Genomic DNA, 26312 nt, shown 5'->3' on the forward strand with positions numbered 1-26312 from the left:
ATTTGCTAATTGTTTTACTTAATAAAGTGAGGGAGTTAAAACTCCTAGCTTATAACTACTAACTACTAACTTCTAAGTAATACTTTTAAACTTATGACCAATAATTTAAAAACTCAGATTGGACTTTGGAGTGCAGCTTTGCTTACAGGTTTAGTCGGAGTAGTAAATTTATTATCAGCAGTGACACCTAACCTATATGGGCGAAATCACTGGTTGAAGGAATTTTTACCATTTGATATCCGAGCTAGTGGTCATATATTTGCAGCCCTGACTGGGTTTGTTTTACTAGCACTTGCGACTAATTTATTACGTCGCAAAAGAATAGCCTGGTTACTTACCATTGGTTTACTAGTGATTTCCATTTTCAGCCATTTGCTGAAGGGATTGGACTATGAAGAAAGTCTACTCTCTGGAGTTTTACTGGTGCAATTAATCTTGATGCGCCATTATTTCACGGCGCAATCAGACCGTCCTTCCATCGCACGGGGAGTTCGAGCGATGATAGGCGCTTTATTATTTACCCTGGCATACGGAACTATTGGATTTTACTTATTAGACGGCAAGTTTTCAGAGAATTTTAATTGGCGTGAAGCCATAGTTCAGACTTTGGCGATGTTCTTCACTGAGGATAATTGGGGACTGCAACCAAAAAGCAAATTTGGAGAATTTTTTGCTAATTCTATATATGTTATTGCCGCAGCTACTATTACTTATGCAATGATAATGCTCTTGCAACCTGTTTTTTGGCGAAATGTAGCAACGCCAAATGAGCAAAAAAGAGCTAAAGAAATTGTCGAGCAATATGGATGTTCTTCTTTAGCAGCGTTCACACTTTTAAATGATAAAAGTTATTATTTCAGTCCTTCGGGTAATAGTTTAATTGCTTATGTTCCCAAGGGACGGGGTGCGATCGCCTTAGGAGATCCCATCGGCCCAATTGAAGATCGCAAAGAGACAATTGTTGCTTTCTGGCAGTTTTGCCAACGCAATGACTGGTATCCTGGTTTTTACCAAACTTTGCCCGATGATGTTGAGCTTTACAAGTCATTGGGGTTTAAGGTACTCAAGATTGGAGAAGAAGCGATAGTTGACCTGAAAAGTTTTACGTTACAAGGTAAAGCTGGTAAGAACTTTAGACCATCAATCAGTCGTTTAACTAAGCTAGGATACCAAATCGAGTTTTACCAACCACCCATCGCCAATGATTTATTGCACCAGCTCAAATCTGTAAGTGATGAATGGTTGAAAATGGTACAAGGTTCGGAAAAACACTTTTCTTTAGGTTGGTTTGACGAAGCTTACCTGCGAGAGTGTGAAATTGCTGTGGTGCATAATCCCGAAGGTAACATCAGCGCCTTTGCCAACATTCTCCGGGAGTACCAACTCAACGAAGCCACTATTGACATGATGCGACATCGCGCGTCCCTCGAAAATGGCACAATGGACTTTCTATTTATTTCCCTGCTTCAACATTTTAAAGAGGGTGGTTACGACAGCTTTAATTTTGGACTTTCTGCCCTCGCGGGAGTTGGAGAGAACCCAGAATCACGCCGCTTAGAGAAAGTATTGCATTATTTATACGGACATTTGAATCGCTTCTACAATTTCAAGGGACTGCACGCCTACAGAGAGAAGTTCCGCCCCCGTTGGGAACCACGTTATTTGGTTTACCCCAGTTTAGCTGCCTTACCAGATGTAGTTGTAGCATTAATTCGCGCAGATTCAGGCGATCGCCTCTTCGATTATTTCAAACCCGGAGCCTAAATGTGGACTCAAAAAACTTGGAATGATTTTGACTGAATTACTTTGCATGAGCAAGAAGGTTGGAATCACAACAGTCACTATTAGTCTGTCAAACTAGCAATGAAAAGTTTGTAGTAAGGACTTTAGTGCTTACTACGAACTTACTTACCAATCAATTTAAACTTGACAGACTGCTATCACGGTCTACGCCTACACAATCTAGCATTTTTATGATACAATTGTACTATAAAAGAATATCTGGTGAGTATGCAACGCAAAGTTTACCAGGCGATACCCAAAGTTTGTAGGAAATAAACGCGATATTAGCTAGTTCGTGAATGCGATCGTGAATACACAATAGTTGTGTAGTATATACCAAATTTAGTATTTTGGTATCAATTTATTGTGTATTTTTCCTTCAATTTTCCAAGTTTTAACAGGCTTGAAAAGATTCTTGACCTTTATATGGAAGGTAGCAATATGACGAATAATAAAATTTCTCTGGTAGAACTAATCCAAATTTTTGCACAATATCGCAACAACATTATCGTCAATATCAAGCACCTGCAAGAACATTATCAAAGAACAGGCATCAAGCGCGTTAAAGGTGTGAGAAACGAAAATGGAGAACTGCTTCAGCCTTGGTTGCGAACAGAAAATATAGATAATGCTGAGTATGTTGGTATGGGCGAGTTTCAGTTTAATCGCAATACCGCTACTATCAATATGCTTATCAAACGTAAAGTAAAACTTGCCAAATTTGAAGACCAAACCCCCACTATTGAGATAGCAGGTTTGCTAGTAAATGACCTTAATAGCTTTAATAATTACACAATTGTTAGTGACGGCAAACTAAACGTCAAGTCTTTACAAATCAAAATCAGCAGTAAAAAAGCCTTTGATTTACTCAAAGAAAAGGGTGTCTTAGATGCAGAAGATTTTGACTTCCGTGCTGAATATACCATTGAGTTAGATAACTTGCCGCTTGTAGGTGCAAATAGTCCTTACAGCAGTATTGATGGACTATTCAATGAACTTGCAGGAATTAAGGTACTTATTAGTATTATTTATGCTCAATTAAGAAAAGAGTCAGATGTATTTATAGCAGGACAATTAGATGAATTTAAAAAGCACTATCTGTCCAAGAATGTTTACATCAACTTTCCTACAACGAACGAATACACTGACATCCATAAAGCTTTAGTTAATGGTACTATTGAGTCAAAAATTAGCTATAAAATTGACATCGGCAGTCAAGATATTCTGAATCTGAGTAAGTTACCTTCTGCTAACAAGTTTCTAAGTAAGATGTATCGTCTTTATGACAAAGAGACTGGAGAAATTATCATTAAGCCTAGTTTTGAGATGGCATTTGATGACAATCTCGCTGTTAGATACAGGCTACTGTCATCACGCACCAAGATTACGAAAGTTGATGATTTTATGAAACCAATTTTTGATGATTTTCTTGGGCTTGAGCAAAATGGCATAGTCGTAGATATTCTTAAGAAAGTTGGTGCTGATAGTTTGGCGCAGTTATTACAGGATAAACAAACTGGTAAGCAAATCAGCAAAGAGGAAATGGTTGCAGCTTTAACCGCAGCGAATACCAAGCTAGAACAATATGTAGAAAATATTTACCAATATAAGATATCTCCCTTAGTATTTTACATTGGTTGTACTGGAGTATTACCAGATACAATGGAAGCAAAACTTATGACTGCTGAAGAAGCTGCTGCTAAATATCCCAAATTGCAATTTTCTAAAGATGAGCAACAAGGTACTTTTTTTGCAGTTGGTGATAGTATTATCAGCATCTACACTAAGACTGAATATTACAGCAAAAAGGTTGCTATTCTAAATCATTCATGAACGATAAGATCCCCGTCTGTTCAAAATAGACGGGGATCTGTAGCTTTCAATTCTTAAAAATCAAATAGGATTACTATATAAATAATCTGTTTTTGCTTAAGAAGTTGCTTATTCTCCCCCAAGTGCCAACTGGATAACCAAATGAGCGATGCCACTAAGTCCCGTCCCGAATTCTGGAATTATAAATATAAGCATCATTGCAAAAATTCCGAATTGATTATATTGCAGTGGCTTTAGCTGAGGAAAAATTTCACTGAAAACATGAAAACCATCCAGTGGTGGAATTGGCAGCAGATTAAATAGAAATAAGGTCAAATTGATTTGAGCCGCTAAGTAAAGAAATTCCCCACTCAGAAGTCCTGAAAGACTCAGATTAGAAAGAAATTTAAGCATCCCAATAAATAGAATACCTAAAGCCAGATTTGATAATGGCCCAGCTGCTGATACCAAAATATTGCCTAGCTTACCAGAGCGAAACTTAGATGGGTTGACGGGCATTTGTCCCCAAGCTATACCCATGAGACAGAGAAAGATGATCGATTCCTTACCCATGTGAACTACAGGATTAAGTGTGAGATGACCAGTTTGCTGAGGAGTGTTATCTCCCTGACTCATCGCAGCCAAGCCATGAGCAAGTTCATGCAAAGTAATGGAAAATATGACAATTACAACGATTCTGAAAAAATGAATTGGCTCTGTGACTAGTGTTTGAATAAACATACGTTACTAAATTTTGGTAATGCCCCATCTGTGTAATAACAAGCTTTTGGTATAAATTTTATGAAACAAATTACTGAAACTGCTACTGTAATTTTTGGTATATTTTATAAATAAAAATTTATTAGTTTTATTTATCTCAGTTGATTTGATAACTTAAAAAAAAGGAATTAATAACACTTTAAGGATTTTAAAACCTGGGAATAAGTACGTATTTATTTTATTTTTATATAAAAAAATGATTTATTATTTATTAATTTGTTTTATAAGTATAATAAAGCACTTTTATTCGAGTAAGATCACAAATCACAGATAGATGGGCTTTATTTGCGCCTAATTGCATGTATAGTTTCATGTTTCTCTAACTCAAAGCAGAGCCGCTATTGTCTTGTTACTGTGGTATATCACTTGGCAAAGTTAGTTTTATTACTTGATATGGCAATAGATTTACTAATAATCTTTAAGAAAATTATGCAGAAATCAACTTCAATGAGACAATCTGACCTAATCTTCTCAACCTAAAGGAAGACATGAACGATCGCACAAAGGCTCTCCAGGCTCTCGCAGCTGAACGTTGGCGCGTATCCCTGATTCTCAGTGGAGCCATGATGTTTATTTACTTTGGCTTTATCTTATTAATCGCGTTCAATAAGCCCCTGTTGGGGTCATTAGTAATTCCTGGTCTTAGCCTCGGAATTTTACTAGGGGCGTTGGTAATTGTCTCAGCATGGGTATTAATTTTTATCTACGTGCGTTGGGCAAATAGCAGTTACGACGACCAAATCGCAAGGCTGACACGCAAGTAAATCAGCTATTAGCAACTTCTCGTCCAAAATCCAAAATACTAAACCAAAAAAAGCATGAATAGTGTGTGGTTGGATCTGCCACTAGCGGCGGATATTACCAGTCTTGGTAAGTTTAACCCGTTGGCGATCGCTTTCTTCTTTCTGTTTGTTGCCAGTTCTCTAGGCATTACCTTTTGGGCGGCAAAGCTCACCAAAAATACGGCACAGTTCTACACAGCTGGCGGTAAAATCAGTGGTTTCCAAAATGGGCTGGCCCTAGCAGGAGACTTCATGAGTGCAGCCAGCTTTTTAGGTATCACTGGACTGGTGGCACTCAACGGCTTTGACGGCTTAATTTATTCTATCGGCTTCTTGGTGGGCTGGCCGATTGTCATGTTCTTAATTGCAGAACCATTACGTAACTTAGGTAAATACACTTTTGCCGATGTAGTGGCTTATCGCTTACAGCAAAAACCTGTACGTATTGCCTCTGCGATTGGAACGCTGGTAGTGATTAGCTTTTACTTAATTGCCCAAATGGTAGGTGCTGGTGAGCTAATCAAACTATTGTTTGGCTTTGATTATGAATTAGCTGTGGTTATCGTCGGTTGCGTGATGATGGCTTATGTAATTTTTGGCGGGATGATTGCCACCACTTGGGTACAAATTATCAAAGCAGTTCTGTTACTCGGCGGAACGATCTTACTAGCTATCTTGGTACTAGCACGATTTGGCTTTAACCCGATCGCTCTTTTCGCTGCTGCATCTGAGAAATATACAGGTGTATTAGCTCCAGGCAAACTGGTTTCTGATCCTTTGGATGCTATCTCTTTGGGAATGTCGTTAATGTTCGGCACTGCTGGATTACCCCACATCCTGATGCGTTTCTACACTGTACCGGATGCCAAAGCAGCGCGGTTATCTGTTACTTACGCTACAGCTATTATTGGCGTTTTTTATCTCCTTACCTTCATCCTGGGCTTTGGAGCGATGGTGTTAGTAGGTCAAGATGCCATCAAGCAAATTGGTACTGGTGGTAATATGGCTGCGCCGATGTTAGCAGAATTTCTCGGTGGTGATGCTTTCTTAGGTTTTATTGCTGCTGTTTCCTTTGCAACTATTTTGGCAGTTGTCGCTGGGTTGACACTCTCTGGCGCAGCTGCATTATCCCACGATTTGTGGGTGAACGTGGTGCGATCGGGTCATGCTGACGAGTCAGAACAGTTGAAGGTGGCTCGCGGTGCAACAATGCTTTTGGGGTTAGTGGCGATATTTCTGGGCATTTTGTTTAAAGGGCAAAACGTCGCTTATATGGTAGGTTTAGCATTTGCGATCGCTGCTAGTGCAAACTTCCCAGCATTGCTTTTATCAATGCTTTGGCGACGCTTCACCACCAACGGTGCCGTTGCGAGTATGTTAGTGGGTACTATCTCCTCTTTAGTGCTGATTTATTTGTCACCTACTATTCAAATAACGATTCTCAAGCACGCTTCTGCACCCTTTCCGTTGAAAAATCCTGGATTAATCAGTATCCCACTGGCGTTTATTGTAGCGATCGTCGTTTCACTATTGAGTACTGAACAACAGGCACAAGACAAATTTGCGGAAGTTGAGGATCGCATCCATATTGGTTCTGGGATGTGATTTTGTCAAAGCATAAACAAGTCTAAGCGGCGAAAGCCGCCGCTCAGAACTACAGCGAAAACGCATAACATGGTAACTAGGCAGTGTGTTCGCTTTTAACTAAAACCCTGCTTTTGCCTACTGTCCAAGCTCTTTAATGTTTTTCATCACTTGTTCATATAAGTCGTTGTTACCTTGACTTTGAAAAATGCTTGCTGCTTGTTGTAAGTCTTTGAGCGCTCCCTGTTTGTCTCCACTGGTGGCGCGGGCATTTCCCCGGTTATTATAGGCAGCGCCAAAGTTAGAGTTGAGGCGAATGGCTTGATTGTAATCTTCGATCGCACCCGGCTCTCCATTGGCAGCACGGGCATTTCCTCGGTTATTATAAGCGATCGCATATTTGGGGTTGAGGAGAATTGCTTGGTCAAAATCATCTAGCGCCCCTCTTTTTTCTCCCAAGGCGGCGTGGGCATTTCCTCGGTTATTGTAGGCTTCGGCATAGTTGGGATTCAGGCGAATCGCTTCACTGTAATCTTTAACTGCTTCTCTGTTGTTTCCTAGTGAGGCGCGGGCATTTCCCAGGTTATTGTAGGCTTCCGCGTCGTTAGGGTTGATCCTAAGTGCTTGATTGTAATCTGCGATCGCTTTTTCCTTGTCTCCCAAATCAAAGTAGACTAATCCCCGGGCGTTGTAGGCAGCGCCATATTGAGAATTTTGAGCAATTGCCTTACCATAAGAAGCGATCGCAGCTTGTAAATCGCCGTTTAAATGCTGATTCTTTCCCTGAAGATAAAATTCCCCACCTTTTAATGCTGTAGCTGAACTACGGCTAGGTTGACTGACTCCTATTTCTGTTACCAAAACATTGTCATTCTTACTACAAGAAATACTGCTAATTGCGGTCAATGTAGTAAAAATAGCTATGGTAAATACTTGATTTACCTTTGTTCGCTTTTGTTTAAATAAACGCCGTCTCATAATTTAATATAAACTGCCATAACACCTGAACGCAATTAGTACTAAAATCTAGATTTTAATTCTTTAACTCAATAGTTATTTTAACTTTGGATAGACATTTAAAACTAATTTATAATTTTCCCTACTCTTCAATAAAATTATTTAATAGTTATATTAAGGAAAAATCATAAAAGATAAAGTATAAAACTTGTCATTTTGGCTCTTTGCTATTTTCATCTCTGTAATTCTTGACAATGGATTTCTGATCAGTAACCTACTGTTGTTAATGTTTTTTAGAATACTGTTTGAAAGAAAATTTAAATATTAAGATTTATTCTAAGACGATAACTCCATAAATTATGGCATTTGTAGCCATCTAAACAATTTAATCATCCTCAATATCACTTTCTTGAGTTTTGGGATTTAGCCGCCAAGAGGTGGTTTTTTCAATATCTACAGACAGTTGTTCTAGATTTTGCCCTAAATCTTTTTGGAGTTTTTGAGTAAGTGTGATTGGAAAATCTAAATCAATACCTTCATTTTGCGCTAGCCTTGCTAATTCTGTAAAAGTAGCTTTAACTGTAGTCCGTTCATAACTAGTTAGTTTGTAATGGGCAGTTTCAGATATATTCTGAGCTTGCATAGCTTTTTTTATCCGTTCTTGCAAATGCTCAAATTCTGAATTCAACAACTTATATTGTTGCTCAAATTGCGAGTATCTGCTACTTAGTGATATTAAGTCTTCCGTTGCGGGATCGGGACTGGCTTGGGCTTGTAAATCTAATAAATTGGAGTGGATTTGAGCCAGATAAATACAATCTAAGTAAGCATACTCTATCTGTTCTTCAGTCAGGGGACGTTTTCCCCAATCGCTTGTTTGCTCTTGTTTCTCGATATTGTTAAAGCTACAAAGTGATGTAGCTATGGTTTTGAGTTGGTAATTAGGTAATGGTAAAAGATAGTAGGGAATTTTTTTTGCTATATCTAAAGTACAAGTAATATTTTGGGCTTTCTTGTTACCAAGAAGTTTTAGATCGTAACTGGCGTTGTGAAAAACTTTTTCAATGGCAGAATTTATCATAATTTTTTCAATAAATTCAGCTATAATATTAGGCTGATCTAGGACATCTAAAAGGTAGACGCGATCGCCACTCATATCTTGGGGATTATCTAATACCTGGATCAGCGATAGTCGGGGATTACGGCTTTTATAGTCAGCAACTTCTGTATCTATCCACAGCGTTTTAGCGTTGGTATATTCAGCGACAATGGCACTAATTTCGCGGGCGGAAGTAAGGTATGGCATTGGCTAATATTTCCTGATATTTGGGGCATTGTTAAGTAAGCCATAGTTTTCTAAAGTAACATTTTGTTGGTAATTTTGCTGCCACAGAATTGCAAAAATGCTGAAGTTTTGAGTTGCATAGGCTTAGATATCGCCAAACTGACTTAAATCTGATAACATCGAGTCACTACTGTTAGGCTGGACAGTCTACCACCGAAAGAGCTACTGGGCATCTACATTAAATTTATAGAGAGCTACAGACTGTATGTAGACGCATCCTGGTTAGTAACCGTCAGGAAAATTGAATTGGCGCTTCTGAGAAATGGCTGCAAAATCTTAGGAACATGGATTAAATAAGATGCAAAATTTTATCCTGTCTTTAGCTTCCCTCTCCTTTATAAGGAGAGGGATTGAGGGTGAGGTAAACCAGGGATATAAATTGTATGTTATTTAATTCTCATTCCTTAGCCTCAAGAAATCGTCTAAGTTTCAATTTCCAGTAACCTGAGCAATTGCTTGGGAACTTTTGCTACTTCACATTTAATTGCTTTTTAACATCTGCTCCTCACAATCACACACCTCAATTAATCGCTTCTAATATTCAATTTGGAGAAGATAATGAAAAAGCTAATTCTATTACTAGTTAGTAGCATTTTGGTAGTTGGTACTTTTGGCTGCCAAGAGGCTCCTAAAACTGGTTCAGAAACTTCTAGCACTACTAATGAAGCTGCTCAAGCAACAGCAACACCAGCTTCTCAGATAAATCAAAATGCCAAAATTCCAGGAACAGAAACGACTCCTTTAGCAGCTAGCACAGATACTAAAGTTAAAACCGATTTTGGAAAAACGGCAGCAACAAAAGCTAAGAGCAGCTTGAAAACTGAAGTTAGCGAAAAGTTGAATAAAGGCTTACCAGGCAATAAGTTACAAGTTGAAAACAAAAAGGGTGAAATTATCCTCAAAGGCACAGCGACTTCTGCTGAAGAACTCAAGAAAGCTGAAACTTTGGCTAAAGAAGTTCAAGGTGTGAAGACAGTGAAAGTGGAAGCAAAAGTTGAAGCTGTGAAAATGCCATAAAAGAATAACTGAAATTCTTAGTTAACCGTGGACTAGTTAAATCAGCTTATATCATCAGAAAATTTAAACAGGACTTACATCTACGTAAGCCCTGTTTTTTTGCTTAAATAAGGGTGAGTTCATTAGTAGTTACGTCCGAAAGAATAGTTATTATGGGTTTATTTATGTATCGGGAAGTGCTTGTTTGAGGATATCTTCTACAAGTACCTTTGAGTTGAATATCATCAGGACGCTGAAAGTCGAAATAATCTTCTAGTTGCATAATTTACTTTATTATATTCTAAAATCATCTTACATACTTGTAAAATCTTCTTGCAATAAATAGTAATAAACTGATAGCGATCGCTTTGCCTTTGATCGTCTTGGTAGTTAGTTATCTCAACTAAAACTGGAATGATTTGATATAGTTGGTTTTGAGCGCCTGCAATAAAATCTCGTGCTTGTGTTAACTCTAGCAGTATTGTTTTTTCTCTAAACCACGATTCTCCTACCCCTCTGCGTTCTCTGTGTCTCTGTGGTTTGATAATCCCTAATTTTCCCCCTACCCTCTTGCGAATTTTTAATTAGTTGATACACTTGTTCTTCATTAGCCCAGTGAACCAGCGCCTATGGTGCATATCAAGCGCGTGGAACTTACGAACTTCAAATCCTTCGGTGGCACTACCTCAGTCCCTTTGCTACCGGGGTGTACTGTCATATCTGGGCCAAATGGTTCGGGTAAGTCTAATATTCTAGATGCACTGCTATTTTGCCTCGGACTCTCCAGTTCTAAGGGAATGCGAGCCGATCGCCTGCCAGATTTGGTAAATAACACCCAAACCTCTAAAGGACGGGCTTCAATAGAAGCTAGCGTCACTGTAACGTTTGATTTGTCGGGGGAGGATATCTTACCCAAAACCGCAAAGGTGCAAAGTGAAGAAGACGTAGAGACAGTTGAGGAAGCAGAGGAAGAAAATCCAAAATCCAAAATTCAAAATCCAAAATCGACAGAGTGGAGTGTTACTAGAAGGCTGCGAGTCACTCACCAAGGGAGTTACACATCGAATTACTATATCAATGGTGTACCTTGCACGCTGACGGAATTGCATGAACAACTAAGTAACCTGCGGGTTTATCCTGAAGGCTACAATGTGGTGCTGCAAGGGGATGTCACCAGCATTATCTCGATGAATGCGCGGGAACGCCGGGAAATTATTGATGAATTGGCTGGGGTGGCGGCATTCGATCGCAAAATCATCCAAGCCAAATCAACTTTAGATGAGGTGAAGGAAAAAGAAGATAGCTGTAGGATTATTGAGACAGAATTAACTGCACAGCGCGATCGCCTTTCCCAAGATCGGGCTAAAGCTGAGAAATATCAAAAACTCCGCACGGAATTTCTAGCGAAACAATCCTGGGAAGCTGTTTTATCATGGCGATCGCTACAAGCACAACAAGAAAAGTTAGTTCACGAAATTCAAACAGGCGATCGCAATTCTACTGAACTCACTACCCAACTCACAAATCTAAATTCCCAAATCGTCCAAAAAACTGCTGAACTTGAACAACTCAATGCTCATGTCAAAGCATTGGGAGAAGATGAACTTTTGGCGGTACAATCTACCCTCGCCACCCAAGAAGCAGAACGAAAGCAACTCCAGCGTCAGCTAACGGAATTACAAACAGCTTCCCAAGAAACCGCCAAACGTCTGCTTCAAACTCAGCAAGAAATTCAAAAACATCGTCATTCCCTAGAAGAAATTGCCCAAACCCAAATTGTAGAGACGCGATTCATCGCGTCTTCCCAACACCAAAGGAATGAAGCCCACCAAGCTTTAGAAACCTCCCGCGAAGCAGCCGCTGAAATCGCCTCGGCTTCGGAAGCGTGGGTGCAGCAACAAACTGCATTCAACCGTCAAATTGAAGCTTTGCTGCAAACTCTAGAACCGCAACGTACCGAACAAGCACAACTCAGGGAACGCAATAATCAGTTACAGCAATTAATTTCAGAGCAAACCCAGCTAATTGAACGCGACGAACCGCTATTAGCTCAAAAACAAACCGACTGTAATCAAATTGAAACGGAATTTAACGCCTCTAGCGAACCTATCCAAAATTTAGCCCAAAATCTCTCAGCCACAGAACAAGAACTGCAAATCCAACAGGAAACCCAAAAACGTTTACTTTTTGAACAACGGGAAAAACAACGCCAGTTGGATAAAATCGAGGCGCAAGCGCAAGCACAGCAAGAAGTCCAAGGAACCCAAGCAAGTAAAGTCATTTTACAATCGGGAATGCCTGGACTTTGTGGCTTAGTTGTGCAGTTAGGAAAGGTGGAACCCCGCCATCAGCTAGCTTTAGAAATGGCTGCTGGTGGACGTTTAGGACATATTGTGGTAGAAGATGACAGCATCGCCGCAGCCGGGATTGAATTGCTCAAACAGAAACGTGCAGGGAGAGCGACTTTTTTACCGTTGAATAAAATTCACGCTCCTAAATTTACTCAAGATGCAACGCTGCGTTTTGCTAACGGTTACGTTAATTATGCTGTTAACTTAGTTGATTGCGATCGCCGTTACAAAGATGTATTTAGCTATGTTTTTGGTAACACCGTAGTTTTTGCCAACCTGGAGGCGGCGCGGAAAAATTTAGGGTTATATCGCATCGTCACCTTAGACGGGGAACTCTTAGAAACTAGCGGTGCAATGACTGGTGGTAGTAACACCCAGCGTTCAGCGTTGCGGTTTGGCAATGCGGAAGCGGCGGAATCTGATGAAGCGATCGCTTTAAGAAATCGCTTGGTGGATATTGAGCGAGTTTTAGAGCGTTGTACAGAAGCGATCGCTACTTTATCAGCCAGAACCAAAAAACTCACGCAAGAACTTACAGAAGCGCGTCAGGCGCGACGCGAACAGCAGTTGCAATTGGAACAGTTACAGAAAGATATTAAGAATTTGACAGCGCAATTAGAGGGGACGCGATCGCAACTCGCTCAAAACAGCGAAAAATTAGCCACTGCTCAATCTCGATTAGAAATCTTAGAGCGGGAATTACCTGGACAAGAAACTCAATTGCAACAATTGCGACACGCTTTAGCAGAGTTGGAAGCATCCCAAACTCCCAGCGAATGGCAACAAATCCAGGCAACAATTAAAATTCAAGAGCAACAATTGCAACAACGGGAGACAGCGTTACGGGAAGCTGAACAAAGATTAAAAAATTTGGAAAATCAGCAACAACGTTTACAAGAAAAAATTCAAGAAGCAGAAACGCGAATCACCGAATACGAAACCCAACAAATCTCTTGTAGAGACGCGATGAATCGCGTCTTGAGCCAAACCACAACGCTAGACAACCAAATCACCCAAACCCGCGCCAACCTAAGCCAAATGGAGCAAAATTTGGGAGAAGAGAAACAGAAACGCGACGCTACAGAACAAGAAGTGCGATCGCATCTTTTGCGCCAACAACAATTGCAATGGGAAATCGAAAAACTCAAAGAAACCCAAGAGAAGCGGCGGGAAGAACTCATTGCACTGCAAAACCAGTTGCGGGAAGTGGGAGCAGAATTACCAAATCCCTTGCCGGAAGTTCCAGATAAGGTAGATTTGGAAGAATTGCAAAAAGAATTGCGATCGCTTACCAAACGCTTACAGGCAATGGAACCTGTTAATATGCTGGCGTTAGAAGAATACGAACGCACCCAAAACCGTCTCCAAGAACTGACGCAAAAATTAGAAACGCTAGAAGGGGAACGCACCGAACTACTTTTGCGGATTGAAAACTTTACCACATTGCGGCAACTTGCCTTTAAAGAAGCTTTCGATGCTGTTAACGAAAACTTTCAATCGATTTTTGCCATTCTTTCCGACGGCGACGGCTTCTTGCAACTAGAAAATCCTGAAGATCCCTTTAGCAGTGGGCTAAATTTAGTTGCACATCCCAAAGGTAAACCCGTACAGCGCCTAGCTTCCATGTCTGGGGGAGAAAAATCACTTACAGCCTTGAGCTTTATCTTTGCCCTGCAACGCTACCGTCCATCGCCATTTTACGCCTTTGACGAAGTAGATATGTTCCTAGATGGGGCAAACGTAGAGCGATTAGCTAGAATGATTAAACAACAGTCACAACAAGCGCAATTTATAGTTGTGAGTTTGCGTCGTCCGATGATAGAATCAGCCGAACGCACAATTGGCGTTACTCAAGCACGAGGAGCTTACACTCAAGTTTTGGGGATTAAGTTACAATCATCCAATACATCTGCTTGAGTTTTTGTTAATAATAGTGTATAGATAAACCACGTAATGTGCGAGTTTCTCTCAAACCTAACCCCCAAACCCTTCCCTACCAGGGAAAGAGAGCAAAAATCAAAACCTCTCTCCCTGTGGACAAGAGGTTTGGAGAAAGGTTCTAAGAATAAGTTGCACGTCGCGTTAAACCGGATTCGAGATCAGGACTCGGTATAGAATGACCTCCGAACAGATAATTAGGCGTTCCGACATATTAAATACCCAGGTGATTACCCGCGACAACGGCAAGCGGCTAGGCATCATCAGTCAAGTCTGGGTTGATATAGATCAACGAGAGGTTGTGGCTCTTGGTTTGCGAGACAGCCTGATCTCCATTTCGGGCATACCGCGCTATATGTACCTCAACAACATCAGCCAGATTGGTGATGTCATCCTGGTTGATAACGAAGATGTAATTGAAGATATCGAAGTTGAATCTCTCAGTAATCTGATTAACTGGGAAGTAATTACAGAAACAGGCGAAGTCTTAGGCAAAGTTCGGGGCTTCAAGTTCAACGGCGAAACCGGCAAGCTTAACTCTATAGTTATTGCTTCTTTAGGATTGCCCCAAATTCCCGATCAATTTCTGAGTACTTACGAGTTCTCAGTAGATGAAATTGTCAGCACTGGCCCCAATCGGTTGATTGTGTTTGAGGGAGCCGAAGAACGGGTAAACCAGTTGACAGTTGGTTTACTAGAGCGTCTAGGTATCGGCAAAGCACCTTGGGAGCGAGATATAGAAGAAGAATACGGCTATACTCCACCGCGCCAAGTTGCACCAGCCAATCAACTGCCTAGTGGAGTGCCATTGCAGCCACCCAGGCAAAAAGTTCGCGCCCCCGAACCCGTAGCGCGGGAAGAGGAATGGACAGAAGACTATGTGGAAGAACAAAGGCCACAGCGTCAGGTAATGAAAGCGCGGCAGTATGAATCTATTCAATACGAAGAAGACGAGGAAGAAGATAACTGGAGCGAGGCAACGGGCAGCGACAGGTATCAACAACCGCAGCCGCTAAAATATGATGCCCAGCCCTATAGCAAGCCTTATGTTGATGAATATGATGATTATGACGATGTAGACGGCGATGCTTGGGAAGATGCGCCGAAGCCTGTGAATATTCCCAAGAAAGTTAAGGAAAGACAGCCAGAATACGAAGAAGAAGGCGGATATTAGGTTTATCCCCACCCTCAACCCCTTTCTTGCGCCAGCGAGGAGGGGGTTTTTTTTATGAACGAAAGTAAAACTCATCGTCTAAGTGACTATTTTGTTAATGTTCTTCTCTCTGCGTTCTCTGCGCGGCAGTCGCTCATGGGGGAAACCCCCAAGACCGCGCTGCCTTGTCTCTGTGGTTCGTTTCTTGGAATAATTTATTTCTTGGAAGTCCCTAATTTATTTCTTGGAGTTCCCTAAGTAAAAAATTAGCAAAAAAAGATGTACTTCAGTGCTTAACACAAAGACTAAAATCCTTATTACAAACTTATTTACCTAGCAAAGTTGTATTGGTAAAATACTAGCCTTTATTTGAAACCTAAAATGCCTAGCTTATCCGCTATTTCAAATAGGATGAGCGGAGGTTGTTTTTTATTGCCTATACCTGTGGTTTCTACTGTAGCCAACAATATTATTTTTAGAGATTAATCATGCTTTCAATAGATCAATCACCCCTAGCTAATATTCTCGGATTTTTAGCATTAGCTAGCTATATAGCAACATTACTTCCCACCACTCTAAGAATTGTTTTTCCGCAAACTAAAGAGACTGGAATTCCCCAATGGCTGCTAAAACACCGCCGGAACATTGGTATTATAGCTTTCTTTTTGGCTTTAGGTCATGGTTTCCTAATGGTTCAAAAGAGAAACTTTGATTTTTTTGACATTAAGACATTTTGGATATACATTCAGCGTGGATTTATGCGATCGCTATCAGTCCAGATGGTAATACTTTGGTTAGTGGTAGCTACGATCGCACGATCAAGATTTGGAATCTGCACACTGGCAAATTACTCCACAGTTTTAAAGGTCATGCTGATGCAGTTGTATCCTTGGCGATTAGCGCCGATAGCCGTATACTCGCTAGTGGCAGCTGGGATAATCGCATTAAACTGTGGAATCTGGAAACAGGAACTCTCATCCGTACCCTTGATGAGCATAAAGACGATGTAGAAGCGATCGCTATAAGTCCCAACGGAAAATTGCTTGCTAGTAGCAGTGCTGATAATACCATTAAGCTCTGGAATCTCGACACAGGCAAAGAACTCTTTACGATCCAGGATGTAGGCTGGGTAAAGTCTGTTGCTTTTAGCCCCGATAGCCAGAAGTTAGCCAGTGGCAGTAAAGATAACTCCATCAGAATTTGGCAGCTTAACACTGGCAATCCGACACTTATACAGACTCTCACAGGGCATTCCCAAGAAGTACGTTCTGTTGCCTTCAGTCCTGATGGGCAAACCCTTGCCAGTGGCAGTATGGATAAAACCATCAAGCTGTGGCGCTTAGGTGATGGCAAATTGTTGCACACTCTAACGGGGCATTCTGAATCTGTATGGTCTGTTGCCTTTAGCCCTAATGGACAAACCTTAGCTAGTGGTAGTTATGACAGAACAATCAAGCTCTGGAATCTAGCTAGTGGCAAACTCCTTGCTAACTTTGCAGGACATACTAAGTCTGTATGGTCTGTTGCTTTTAGTCCTAATGGGCAAACCTTAGCTAGTGGGAGTAGTGATGAAACCATAAAACTTTGGTCTATACCCCGCGATACTAACCCTCATACTCAAACACTTAAAAGATATTTAACCCCACATTTGACATCAAGTCTTGGCAAATGGCATTCGTAGCTACACAGGGTTAATGAGTGTACAAAGCGATAATGTTTGCCTACTGAAGTATTGGCTCAAAATATTTACTAACGTGTCAAATACTCATTACCACTGAGGATTTGTCAGAACTAATGCCGCAGCCTGAGAGCTATCTAATGCATGGGAGAAAAAATATCCCTGCCCATATTCACAGTTCAACTTTCTCAACAGTGCTAGTTGCTCTTCTGTCTCCACCCCTTCGGCAGTCACATCCACACCTAATTTGTGTGCCAATGTAATAATTGTCTCAACAATATCTAAATTTCCATCATTAAAAAAGCTCCCGCTAACAAAAGAGCGGTCTATCTTCAACTGATTAATTGGAAAGTGGTGGAGACGACCTAATGAGGAATAGCCCGTACCGAAGTCGTCAATTGCCAACTTAATTCCTAAATTTCTCAGTTGCTTTAGCCTGATGATGGCTTTATCATCGTTTTCCATAATTACGCCTTCTGTAATCTCCAGCGTCAAATTCGGTGCGGGGAGTCCAGTGTCTAGTAGAACTTTATTGATGTGCGGCAGCAAGTTTTCTTCACTGAACCTAATAGTAGAAAGATTGACACTAATGGTCAAGGGACACTCAGCCAGATCCCCACAGGTAGAGGAGAATTGCTCTTGCCACTGCTGTATCTGACTACATGCCTCATGCAAGAGCCACTGCTCAATAAGGTTAATTAGCCCGGTTTCTTGAACAGTTGACATGAAATACTCTGGCAAAACAATGCCGTGTTTTGGATGTAGCCAGCGCACAAGCGCTTCAAAACCAGTTATCCTGCCGCGACTGAGTGACACTATCGGTTGATAATAAACCCGAAACTCTTGAAGCTCAACGGCTCGGCGTAGCTCGTTAATCAACTCCAAGTGTGCCATTGCTTGAATATGCATGTCACTGTTAAAAATCTCATAGCACGCTCTGCCTTGTGCCTTAGCTCGGTACATCGCAATATCGGCGTCACGCAAGTAATCTTCTGGTTCTTTAGAGCCTGTTATGCTTAAAGCAATGCCAATACTCGCTGTAGTGGACACTTCGTGACCGTCTAAAACCACAGGAAGTGCCAGATTCTTTTGTATTCGCTCAACAACCGTTACCATTTCTAATACATCTTTAATTCCCACCAGCAAGATGATAAACTCGTCTCCTCCCAGCCGTGCAGCTATATCTGTAGAGCGCAAGCATTCTTGAAGCCTCTGAGCAACCGTAAGCAGTAATTGATCTCCAAATATGTGCCCCAGGCTGTCATTGATCACCTTGAAACGATCTAAATCTAGAAACAAAACAGCAAATAGAAAATCTGAATGCCGTTTGGAATAATTGACCGCATCTTCTAAGCGGTTCATAAATAAAGCGCGGTTTGGGAGTCCCGTTAGTACATCGTGAAATGCAAGGTGCAGCAGTTGTGACTTGGCTCGTTTATGCTTTGTAATTTCATTCCCCAATTGCTGATTTGCTTTTGCCAGTTCCACTGTGCGTTTTGCCACTTGTTCTTGTGCTTGTTTAGCTTCGCTGATATTACGCAGCAACCAACGCCAGCCAACCAACTTTTCTTGTGAGTTATACACTGGAGATGCCCTGATACTACCAGGAAAGGGTCTACCCAAGCGTGGCTTTAGATCCATTACGCAGTCCTGTATCTGCTGCAAATTATTATTTATTAGGGAGCTAAATATCTGGCGGTCTTGTTGAGCAATAAATAGAATTAATGGTTTACCTACCAGATATTTTTGCTCTACAGAGAGCATAGTTGCTGCTGCATAGTTAGCCTCTAGAATCTTCCCTACGGTATTAGTTACCAAATACCCATCCGGCGCAAAATCGAATAATTCTTGGTAACGCTGGCGTTCTATCTCTGTTTTCGTTCTTGCTACCTCTAACTCTAGGGAAGTAGCCAATAGTTCTTCCATTGCCGTTTGGAGTTCATCGAAAGCTGCTATCATTAGCTCTTGTTGTGAGTTCGGTTGAGTTGCAGTCCGCTGCCATATTCCCCGTACCCGCGATCGCAATTCTGTTATCTGTTGGCTTAACTCATCTACATCCATATTGCTTAAACTGCAAAACTGTGAAGCGTGGGTGTAAGTAATTGTTAAATTTAAATACCAGTATTAATGAATACTAAAAAGCTGGCATCTATAGCAGGGTGTACTTTTAATACTTACGCACTGTGTTCTTAATTATTCGTTGTGTAGCGTGAATATTAGTCTTTAATCTGATGTCTTTTTTCTTAACTTGTGCCTAACGAGGCTTGGATATTTTTAATAGGTTGCCAGACTTGCTACTGTGGCCATTTACTTGTAGCACCTATGACATAACTTTTTGAGAAAAACCACAATTGGAATGCAGTATCAAAATTTTTAATTAACATTTCGTCATCTAAAGTCAGTTCAGACTTTTTCAAATTTTAAATATATCTATATCGTTATCGTTTAACCCTGTTTTGTCAAATTACTTAACTGCTCAGAAACTCACCAAAAACTGCTAGCGTCAAACAAAGGAAAATATCGTTGTGGACTTTCGAGCTTGAAAACCCGTTCTAATTACTGGCAACTGCTGCCTTATATCCGACTCCAGTGGCAAACCCTCACCAAGGGACTTTTTGGTATCTTAGGATACGTACTGGCGACATTAGTCTTGATCAATCTCGCCGGTAAATTGGCAACTCCCTTTGCCCAAGGTAATGTAGTAGCGATCGCTCAAATAACTGGTAGCTGTGCCTTAGTATTTCTTGTTAGAGGTTTGTTTCAATCCATACAAGATATGTACATGGCGAAAGCTTCTTTGAGAGTTGCTTTTCATGTTCGCCAGGAAGTCTACGCACATCTTCAAAAGCTAAATCTCAGCTATTTTGAAACCGCAAAAGCAGGTGATTTATCTTACCGCCTCACAGAAGATGTTGACCGGGTTGGCGAAGTGGTAAATAAAGTATTTCACGACTTTATCCCCTGCATTTTGCAGTTGCTAGCAATTCCGATTTACATGATTTATCTGAATTGGCAATTGACATTAGCAACGGTGATAGTTGCACCGTTGATGGGTATTTTAGTCGGCTGGTTTGGTGAACGGTTACGCAAATATTCCTTAAAAAGTCAAAATCGCGTGTCGGGTTTATCCGCCATCCTCGCGGAAGTTTTCAACGGTATTCGTTTGGTACAGGCTTTTGCTGCCGAAAATTACGAAATCGCCCGCTTTGGCCATGAAGCAGAACGCAGTCTGAAAGCCAAATACTCAGCTGAACGCCTGAAAGCGATTCAGATTCCCATCGTCGGATTTCTGGAAGCTTTAAGTGCATTATCGTTACTGATTGTGGGAGCGTGGCAAATTTCCCAAGGTAACTTAACAGTAGCGAATTTTTTCAGTTATCTGGCGGCGGCGGCGCTGTTAATTGATCCCATCGGTCACACTACTAATAACTACAACGAATTTAAGCAGGGTGAAGCATCTGTTGATCGTGTTTTTGAATTGATGGCAATTCAGCCGACGGTGATCGAAAAGGTAAATGCGATCGCTCTCCCCCCAGTCAAAGGCAAAGTAGAATATCGTCATATTTCCTTTGCCTATAAACCAGGTGAACCTGTATTAAAAGATATCAGTTTATTGGTATCACCAGGTGAAGCGATCGCTCTTGTGGGTGCTTCTGGTGCTGGTAAAACCACATTTGTCAACCTCCTCCCCCGTTTTTACGATCCGGAAGTTGGTCAAATATTAATTGACGGTGTTGATATTCGAGATGTAAAGCTGCATAGTCTGCGGCGACAAATTGGGATTGTTCCTCAAGAAACCATCATGTTTTCGGGGACAATTGCCCAAAATATCGCCTTTGGACAAGATGTTTTTGATATGGAAGCAGTTAAAGAAGCGGCGAAAATTGCTAATGCCCATCAGTTTATTAGCCAATTGCCAGAAGGTTATCAGACTTGGGTGGGTGAACGTGGGGTAAACTTATCAGGTGGACAAAGACAAAGAATTGCGATCGCTCGTGCTGTTCTGCTCAATCCCCAAATCTTGATTCTTGATGAAGCGACATCAGCATTAGATTCCGAGTCAGAAGCGCTGGTACAGGAAGCGCTGGAAAGACTGATGGAAAAACGGACAGTATTTATTATTGCTCACCGTTTATCGACAGTTAGACGGTGCGATCGCATTTTAGTTCTCGAACAGGGACAAATTGTCGAATCGGGAACCCATGAAGAATTATTAGCCTTAGAACGTCGCTATGCGCGGTTTTATGCCCAGCAATTTAGTTAGTCAAAAGAGGGAATAGGAAGTGAGGAATCTCACTTCTTTACTCAGAGCAGCCACATCTAGAGTACTCTTGACCAGAAAGAAAAAGGTACAGAGTAAGTAAATTTATTTATGGGGTTGTTACTTTTGAATGCGTTCGCGCAACGTCTTATAGGGAAGGGGTTGACCGAAGAGGCAAAGGGGCAGGGAGAAGGGAGCAGGGGGAGCAATCTCTGCCCCGAAGCCGTGAAGCGGAGCGGAACATGGGTACAAGCCCCGCCATAAAGGGCGCTTTTGCTGGGGCTACAAGCTCGTCTGGTGTTTTCCCCCTTGCTCCCTGCCCCCTGCCCCCCTGCTTCTTTTGACGGAATCTCAGAGAATTCTGACAATTGAACCTTGGGTACTTGGCTAAAAAGGCTCAATTTGATATTCTTGATCGACATATCAAATTGATATATCAAAATGCTGAAGTTAGCAGTATTAGGTTTATTACAGCGAGAGCCATTAAATGGTTATCGGCTTAAACAGCAACTAGAGATGTTTATGAGTTGCAGTATTTGTGTCAACTATGGCGCGATTTATCCTCTTTTGAAGCGCATGGAAGAACAAGGTGAAGCTATCCTATGTGCAGAACAAGGAGAAGAAGGTGGGCAATGTGGAAAGGTATATGAGATTACACCCCTCGGCAAAACCATTTGGTATCAAGAGATGCTGGCATATCCTCATGAAAGCTGGGTGAATATGCGATCGCGATTCTTTATCAAATTTTTTTTCTTTAGTCATTTATTACCCAAAGAACGAGTCCAGTTGATCGAACATCGATTGATGCTATGTCAGTTACGCCTTACAGAGAAAAAAGCACTTGAAGTTACTGATGATTTATATCAAGCGAAAGTGCAAAAGCGGGCAGTTGAAGTGATCAAATCAGAAATTGAGTGGCTAGTTGAGCAACTCCAAGCAGAACAACTTCAATTAGCTCAAACACCAACCTCAGTAAAACAGCTTTAACACAAAAAACTTTTGAAGTATCCTAACTAACTATGTGGATCGTCAAAATTGCTTTACGTCTTCCGTATACATTCGCGATCGCCGCTTTGATGATTGCGATCCTGGGTGCAATCACGATATTTAGTACACCGGTTGACATTTTTCCCGCAATTAACATTCCGGTTGTCAGTGTAGTTTGGACTTACACTGGTACGACGTCTGAGGAAATGGCACAGCGAATCGTCACCATTAGCGAACGCGCTATGACAACAACCGTTGGTGACATCGAACACATTGAGTCTCAATCTTTAAGTGGTGTTAGTGTTGTCAAGGTTTTTTTCCAACCCAACGCTAATATCGCCTCAGCAGTAGCTCAAATTACCTCTGTTAGCCAAACAATTCTCCGCCCTTTGCCACCTGGGATCACACCGCCATTCATCATTCAATACAACGCTTCTTCGGTGCCGATTATCCAGATGAGTGTCAGTAGCAAAACCTTACCGGAAGAAGCACTTTTCGACTATGCTACCAACTTCGTCCGCACCCAATTGGCAACAGTGCAAGGAGCGAGTATACCTCTGCCCTATGGTGGTAAACCTCGGCAAATTATGGTTGATATCGATCCCCAAGCGATGTTAGCTAATGGCATTTCTGCCCAAGACGTGACTAATGCTGTCAGTGCCCAAAACCTAGTTTTGCCCGCAGGCGATATGAAAATAGGCGATCGCAACTTCGCCGTACAAATCAACAATAGTCCAGATGTGGTGGCAGCCCTAAATGACTTGCCGATTAGGCAAGTTAATGGTACTGTCATTTCCATTCGTGATGTCGCCCAGGTAAGAGATGGCTTTGGTGTGCAATCCAACATTGTACGTCAGAATGGCAGGCGATCGAGCTTACTTAGTATCCTGAAGAGTGGTAATGCCTCGACGATTGATGTGATCGAGCGAGTAAAAAAAGCTTTGCCTCGCATCCAATCTACCTTACCCCCAGAACTGAATTTAGCGTTTTTGTTCGATCAATCTATATTTGTGAAAGCTTCGATTCAAGGCGTTCTCAAAGAAGGATTGATTGCAGCCTGTCTCACCGCGCTGATGATTTTGATTTTCCTGGGAAGTTGGCGCAGCACGGTAATTGTAGCCGTATCGATTCCTCTCTCGATGCTAGTTTCAATTATTGTGATGAGTCGTTTGGGACAAACTTTCAACATCATGACCTTAGGTGGTTTATCCTTAGCTGTTGGTATTCTTGTAGATGATGCCACAGTGGAAATTGAAAATATCCACCGAAATCTCGGACAAGGTAAACCCATCAAACGAGCAATCTTAGATGGGGCGCAGCAAATCGCTACTCCAGCACTTGTAGCAACATTATGTATTTGTATTGTCTTTGTGCCGGTCGTGTTTCTCAGTGGAGTGGCAAAGTACCTATTTGTCCCCCTAGCAATGGCAGTAGTATTTGGGATGCTTGCTTCTTATGTGCTATCTCGGACTGTAGTACCGACAATGGCAAGCTATCTTTTACCATCCGAAGTAGACTGGCATAGAGAAAGCGAGGATCACAATGGTCATAGCAACAACCATCATCTAGATTCGCCAGTTCAAAACAATAATGGTCGCGACAACCATCATCTAGATTCGCCAGTCCAAAACAATAATGGTCGCGACAACCACCACAGCCATTCACTAGTCGAAATTCATGATAATCGCGACCACCACACCCATTCGCCAGTCCAAAACAATAATGGTCATAGCGATAACCACCACCAAACAGAAGAGGTAGCAACGACAACTACCAAACCTGTGAAGAAAGATTGGATATGGCGGCTACACGAAAAGTTTAACCGACAATTTGAGAAATTTCGCAGTTGGTACTACAACGTCCTAACCTCAGCATTAAGTCACCGCCGCATAGTCTTTGTGCTGTTTGGTGCTTTTATTGTTAGTGCAGGAGTTTTGTTGCCATTCGTCGGTCAAGACTTTTTCCCTGAAGTCGATGGTGGTCAGTTTAGCCTCCATGTTCGAGCCTTACCTGGTACTCGTTTGGAAGAGACAGAAAGAATTGTCAGCCAAGTTGAAGGCGTTATCCGCCAGACTGTACCGAAAGAGAATCTCTCTCTAATTCTGGATAACATCGGCTTACCCACTAGCGGCATTAACCTTACTTATGGCTACAACGGCGCGACAATTGGGCCGGCTGATGCTGATATTCTTGTGTCTTTAAAAGAATCTGGTGCAACTTTTTCTTACATCAAGGAACTCCGCCAGAAATTGAAAGCGACATTTCCCAGCTACACCTTCTTTTTTGAGCCAGCCGATATTGTGACTCAAATTCTCAATTTCGGTTTGCCTGCTGCTGTTGACGTGCAAATATCTGGCCCTCTGAAAAACTCAAAGGGCAACTTTGAAATTGCCCAACAAATCGCCGCCCGGATGACGCGCATTCCTGGGGCTGTAGATGTACATCTTCAACAAGTTGTTGATGCTCCCAAATTACGTCTTGATGTAGATCGCACTGAGGCTCAACAACTGGGTATGACCCAGCGTGATGTTGCCAATAGCGTTCTTACTTCCTTAAGTTCAAGCGGTCAATCTGCAATCAACCAATGGCTCGATCCCAAAAAAGGCGTGAGTTACACCCTTGCTGTACAAGTTCCTCAGTACAAACTTGACTCTATTGACAGCCTGAAAAATACGCCAGTTGGCAACGGTCAAACTGCACCCCAACTTTTAGGTAATTTAGCTAGTGTAAAACGCGACACAGTGATGCAAGTTGTGAATCACTATAATATTCAGCCAGTTTTCGATATCTACGCTAACGCCTCTAATCGCGACCTTGGGGGAGTTGCCGCCGATGTAAATCGAATCATCGCTGATTATCAGAAAAAATTGCCTAAGGGAAGTCAGATTAATGTTCGTGGGCAAGTGCAAACGATGAACTCTTCGTTTTTGGGACTTGGTTTAGGACTTGTGTTTGCAATTGTGTTGGTTTACTGCTTAATGGTGGTGAACTTCCAATCTTGGCTCGATCCCTTGATTATTATGATGGCGCTGCCAAGTGCCTTAGCTGGTATTGTCTGGATGCTGTTTGTCACTCGCACCACTTTCAGCGTTCCTTCGTTAATGGGTGCAATTATGAGTATAGGTGTAGCGACATCAAACAGTATTCTAATGATCACTTTTGCGAATGAGCAACGTGTAGAAGGGGAAAATGCATCTGGTGCAGCCCTAGCGGCAGGCTATACAAGGTTGCGTCCAGTGTTGATGACTGCCTTAGCCATGCTCATTGGTATGGTGCCAATGTCTCTCGGTCTTGGTGAAGGTGGCGAGCAGAATGCACCCTTGGGTCGCGCTGTAATTGGTGGCTTGTCAGCTGCAACAGTTGCTACTCTAATCTTTGTACCTGTTGTATACAGCATTATGCGGCGTCAACAACCTCGTCCTATTGATGAGGATGATGACGATTTAAATTTCTCAGATTCAAAGACAGCCTATTCGTTGTCATCATCTCAAGGCAAGTCATAGCAGATAATAACTACGGTGTACACATAAATCTCTTAAAGTTACTACGTAACGTAGGGAAGATTAATTTTTGCAGGTTGATGCAACAAAGGTGCAAGTCAATGCAATAAAGGTGCAAGTCAATGCAATAAAGGTGCAAGTCGATGCAATAAAGGTGCAAGTCAATGCAACAAAGGTGCAAGTCGATGCAACAAAGGTGCAAGTCAATGCAATAAAGGTGCAAGTCAATGCAATAAAGGTGCAGGTCAAAAACTTGTGTGTACACCGTAGGGGAAACAGAAAAGGTTAAAGGAAAAGAGTTTTTTCTGAGCTGCTTTCCCTTTTACCCCTTACCCCTTATCCCACTTCTGCAAGAAGTCTAATAATGGTAATGACTCTAGCTGCTAAATTTCTGCAAATTAGATAA

General features: G+C 41.7%; 16 protein-coding genes. 12 read left to right on the forward strand and 4 right to left on the reverse strand.

What is annotated here, in order from left to right:
- The first annotated feature begins 93 nt into the window (after positions 1–93).
- Positions 94–1764: a phosphatidylglycerol lysyltransferase domain-containing protein gene (locus tag V7K25_RS00495; protein ID WP_335154105.1), complete on the forward strand. Its 1671-nt coding sequence runs from the start codon at positions 94–96 to the stop codon at positions 1762–1764.
- A 459-nt stretch (positions 1765–2223) separates the two neighbouring features.
- On the forward strand, positions 2224–3615 hold the full coding sequence (locus V7K25_RS00500) for a hypothetical protein (RefSeq protein WP_335154107.1): 1392 nt from the start codon (positions 2224–2226) through the stop codon (positions 3613–3615).
- 108 nt (positions 3616–3723) lie between these two features.
- On the opposite strand, the gene V7K25_RS00505 is transcribed toward V7K25_RS00500, so the two are convergent.
- A complete protein-coding gene (locus V7K25_RS00505; protein WP_335154109.1) occupies positions 3724–4335 on the reverse strand; it encodes a site-2 protease family protein in 612 nt (203 codons plus the stop codon).
- Positions 4336–4862: 527 nt separating this feature from the next.
- Between V7K25_RS00505 and V7K25_RS00510 the strand changes: the two genes are divergently transcribed.
- Both V7K25_RS00510 and V7K25_RS00515 read left to right on the forward strand, forming a co-directional pair.
- Positions 4863–5138 carry a DUF485 domain-containing protein gene (locus V7K25_RS00510; RefSeq protein WP_334851441.1) on the forward strand — a complete coding sequence of 92 codons (276 nt, stop codon included), beginning with the start codon at positions 4863–4865 and terminating at the stop codon, positions 5136–5138.
- 54 nt (positions 5139–5192) lie between these two features.
- Positions 5193–6761: a sodium:solute symporter family transporter gene (locus V7K25_RS00515; protein ID WP_335154111.1), complete on the forward strand. Its 1569-nt coding sequence runs from the start codon at positions 5193–5195 to the stop codon at positions 6759–6761.
- A 117-nt stretch (positions 6762–6878) separates the two neighbouring features.
- Here V7K25_RS00515 and V7K25_RS00520 read toward each other — a convergent pair whose 3' ends face one another.
- Both V7K25_RS00520 and V7K25_RS00525 read right to left on the reverse strand, forming a co-directional pair.
- Positions 6879–7718: a tetratricopeptide repeat protein gene (locus V7K25_RS00520; protein WP_335154112.1), complete on the reverse strand. Its 840-nt coding sequence runs from the start codon at positions 7716–7718 to the stop codon at positions 6879–6881.
- A gap of 364 nt (positions 7719–8082) precedes the next feature.
- The gene (locus V7K25_RS00525; RefSeq protein WP_335154114.1) at positions 8083–9003 is read right to left on the reverse strand and encodes a ribonuclease D; all 921 of its coding nucleotides are present in this window, start codon (positions 9001–9003) and stop codon (positions 8083–8085) included.
- A 597-nt stretch (positions 9004–9600) separates the two neighbouring features.
- Here V7K25_RS00525 and V7K25_RS00530 point away from each other — a divergent pair.
- The 4 genes from V7K25_RS00530 (at position 9601) to V7K25_RS00545 (ending at position 17161) form a co-directional block, all read left to right on the forward strand.
- On the forward strand, positions 9601–10059 hold the full coding sequence (locus tag V7K25_RS00530) for a BON domain-containing protein (protein WP_335154116.1): 459 nt from the start codon (positions 9601–9603) through the stop codon (positions 10057–10059).
- Between the two features lie 608 nt (positions 10060–10667).
- Entirely contained in the window at positions 10668–14306 is a 3639-nt protein-coding gene (gene smc, locus V7K25_RS00535) for a chromosome segregation protein SMC (protein WP_335154118.1), read from the forward strand.
- 199 nt (positions 14307–14505) lie between these two features.
- A complete protein-coding gene (locus V7K25_RS00540) occupies positions 14506–15501 on the forward strand; it encodes a PRC-barrel domain-containing protein (RefSeq protein ID WP_335154120.1) in 996 nt (331 codons plus the stop codon).
- 712 nt (positions 15502–16213) lie between these two features.
- Positions 16214–17161 carry a WD40 repeat domain-containing protein gene (locus V7K25_RS00545; protein ID WP_335154122.1) on the forward strand — a complete coding sequence of 316 codons (948 nt, stop codon included), beginning with the start codon at positions 16214–16216 and terminating at the stop codon, positions 17159–17161.
- An 87-nt stretch (positions 17162–17248) separates the two neighbouring features.
- Here the strand turns inward: V7K25_RS00545 and V7K25_RS00550 are convergent, their stop codons facing one another.
- Complete coding sequence (locus tag V7K25_RS00550; protein ID WP_335154124.1) at positions 17249–19219, reverse strand: sensor domain-containing protein; 1971 nt, start codon at positions 19217–19219, stop codon at positions 17249–17251.
- Between the two features lie 478 nt (positions 19220–19697).
- Between V7K25_RS00550 and V7K25_RS00555 the strand changes: the two genes are divergently transcribed.
- From V7K25_RS00555 to V7K25_RS00570, 4 genes are all read left to right on the forward strand, one after another.
- Positions 19698–21422, forward strand: a complete 1725-nt coding sequence (locus V7K25_RS00555) for an ABC transporter ATP-binding protein (RefSeq protein ID WP_335154126.1) — start codon at positions 19698–19700, stop codon at positions 21420–21422.
- A 438-nt stretch (positions 21423–21860) separates the two neighbouring features.
- Positions 21861–22406 carry a PadR family transcriptional regulator gene (locus V7K25_RS00560; protein ID WP_335154128.1) on the forward strand — a complete coding sequence of 182 codons (546 nt, stop codon included), beginning with the start codon at positions 21861–21863 and terminating at the stop codon, positions 22404–22406.
- Between the two features lie 32 nt (positions 22407–22438).
- Positions 22439–25909, forward strand: coding sequence for an efflux RND transporter permease subunit (locus tag V7K25_RS00565; RefSeq protein WP_335154130.1), 3471 nt, complete (start codon positions 22439–22441; stop codon positions 25907–25909).
- A 67-nt stretch (positions 25910–25976) separates the two neighbouring features.
- Positions 25977–26195 carry a hypothetical protein gene (locus tag V7K25_RS00570; protein ID WP_335154132.1) on the forward strand — a complete coding sequence of 73 codons (219 nt, stop codon included), beginning with the start codon at positions 25977–25979 and terminating at the stop codon, positions 26193–26195.
- Positions 26196–26312: the final 117 nt, after the last annotated feature.

Origin of the sequence: Nostoc sp. (assembly GCF_036919495.1) — a bacterium.
GTDB lineage: Bacteria > Cyanobacteriota > Cyanobacteriia > Cyanobacteriales > Nostocaceae > Nostoc.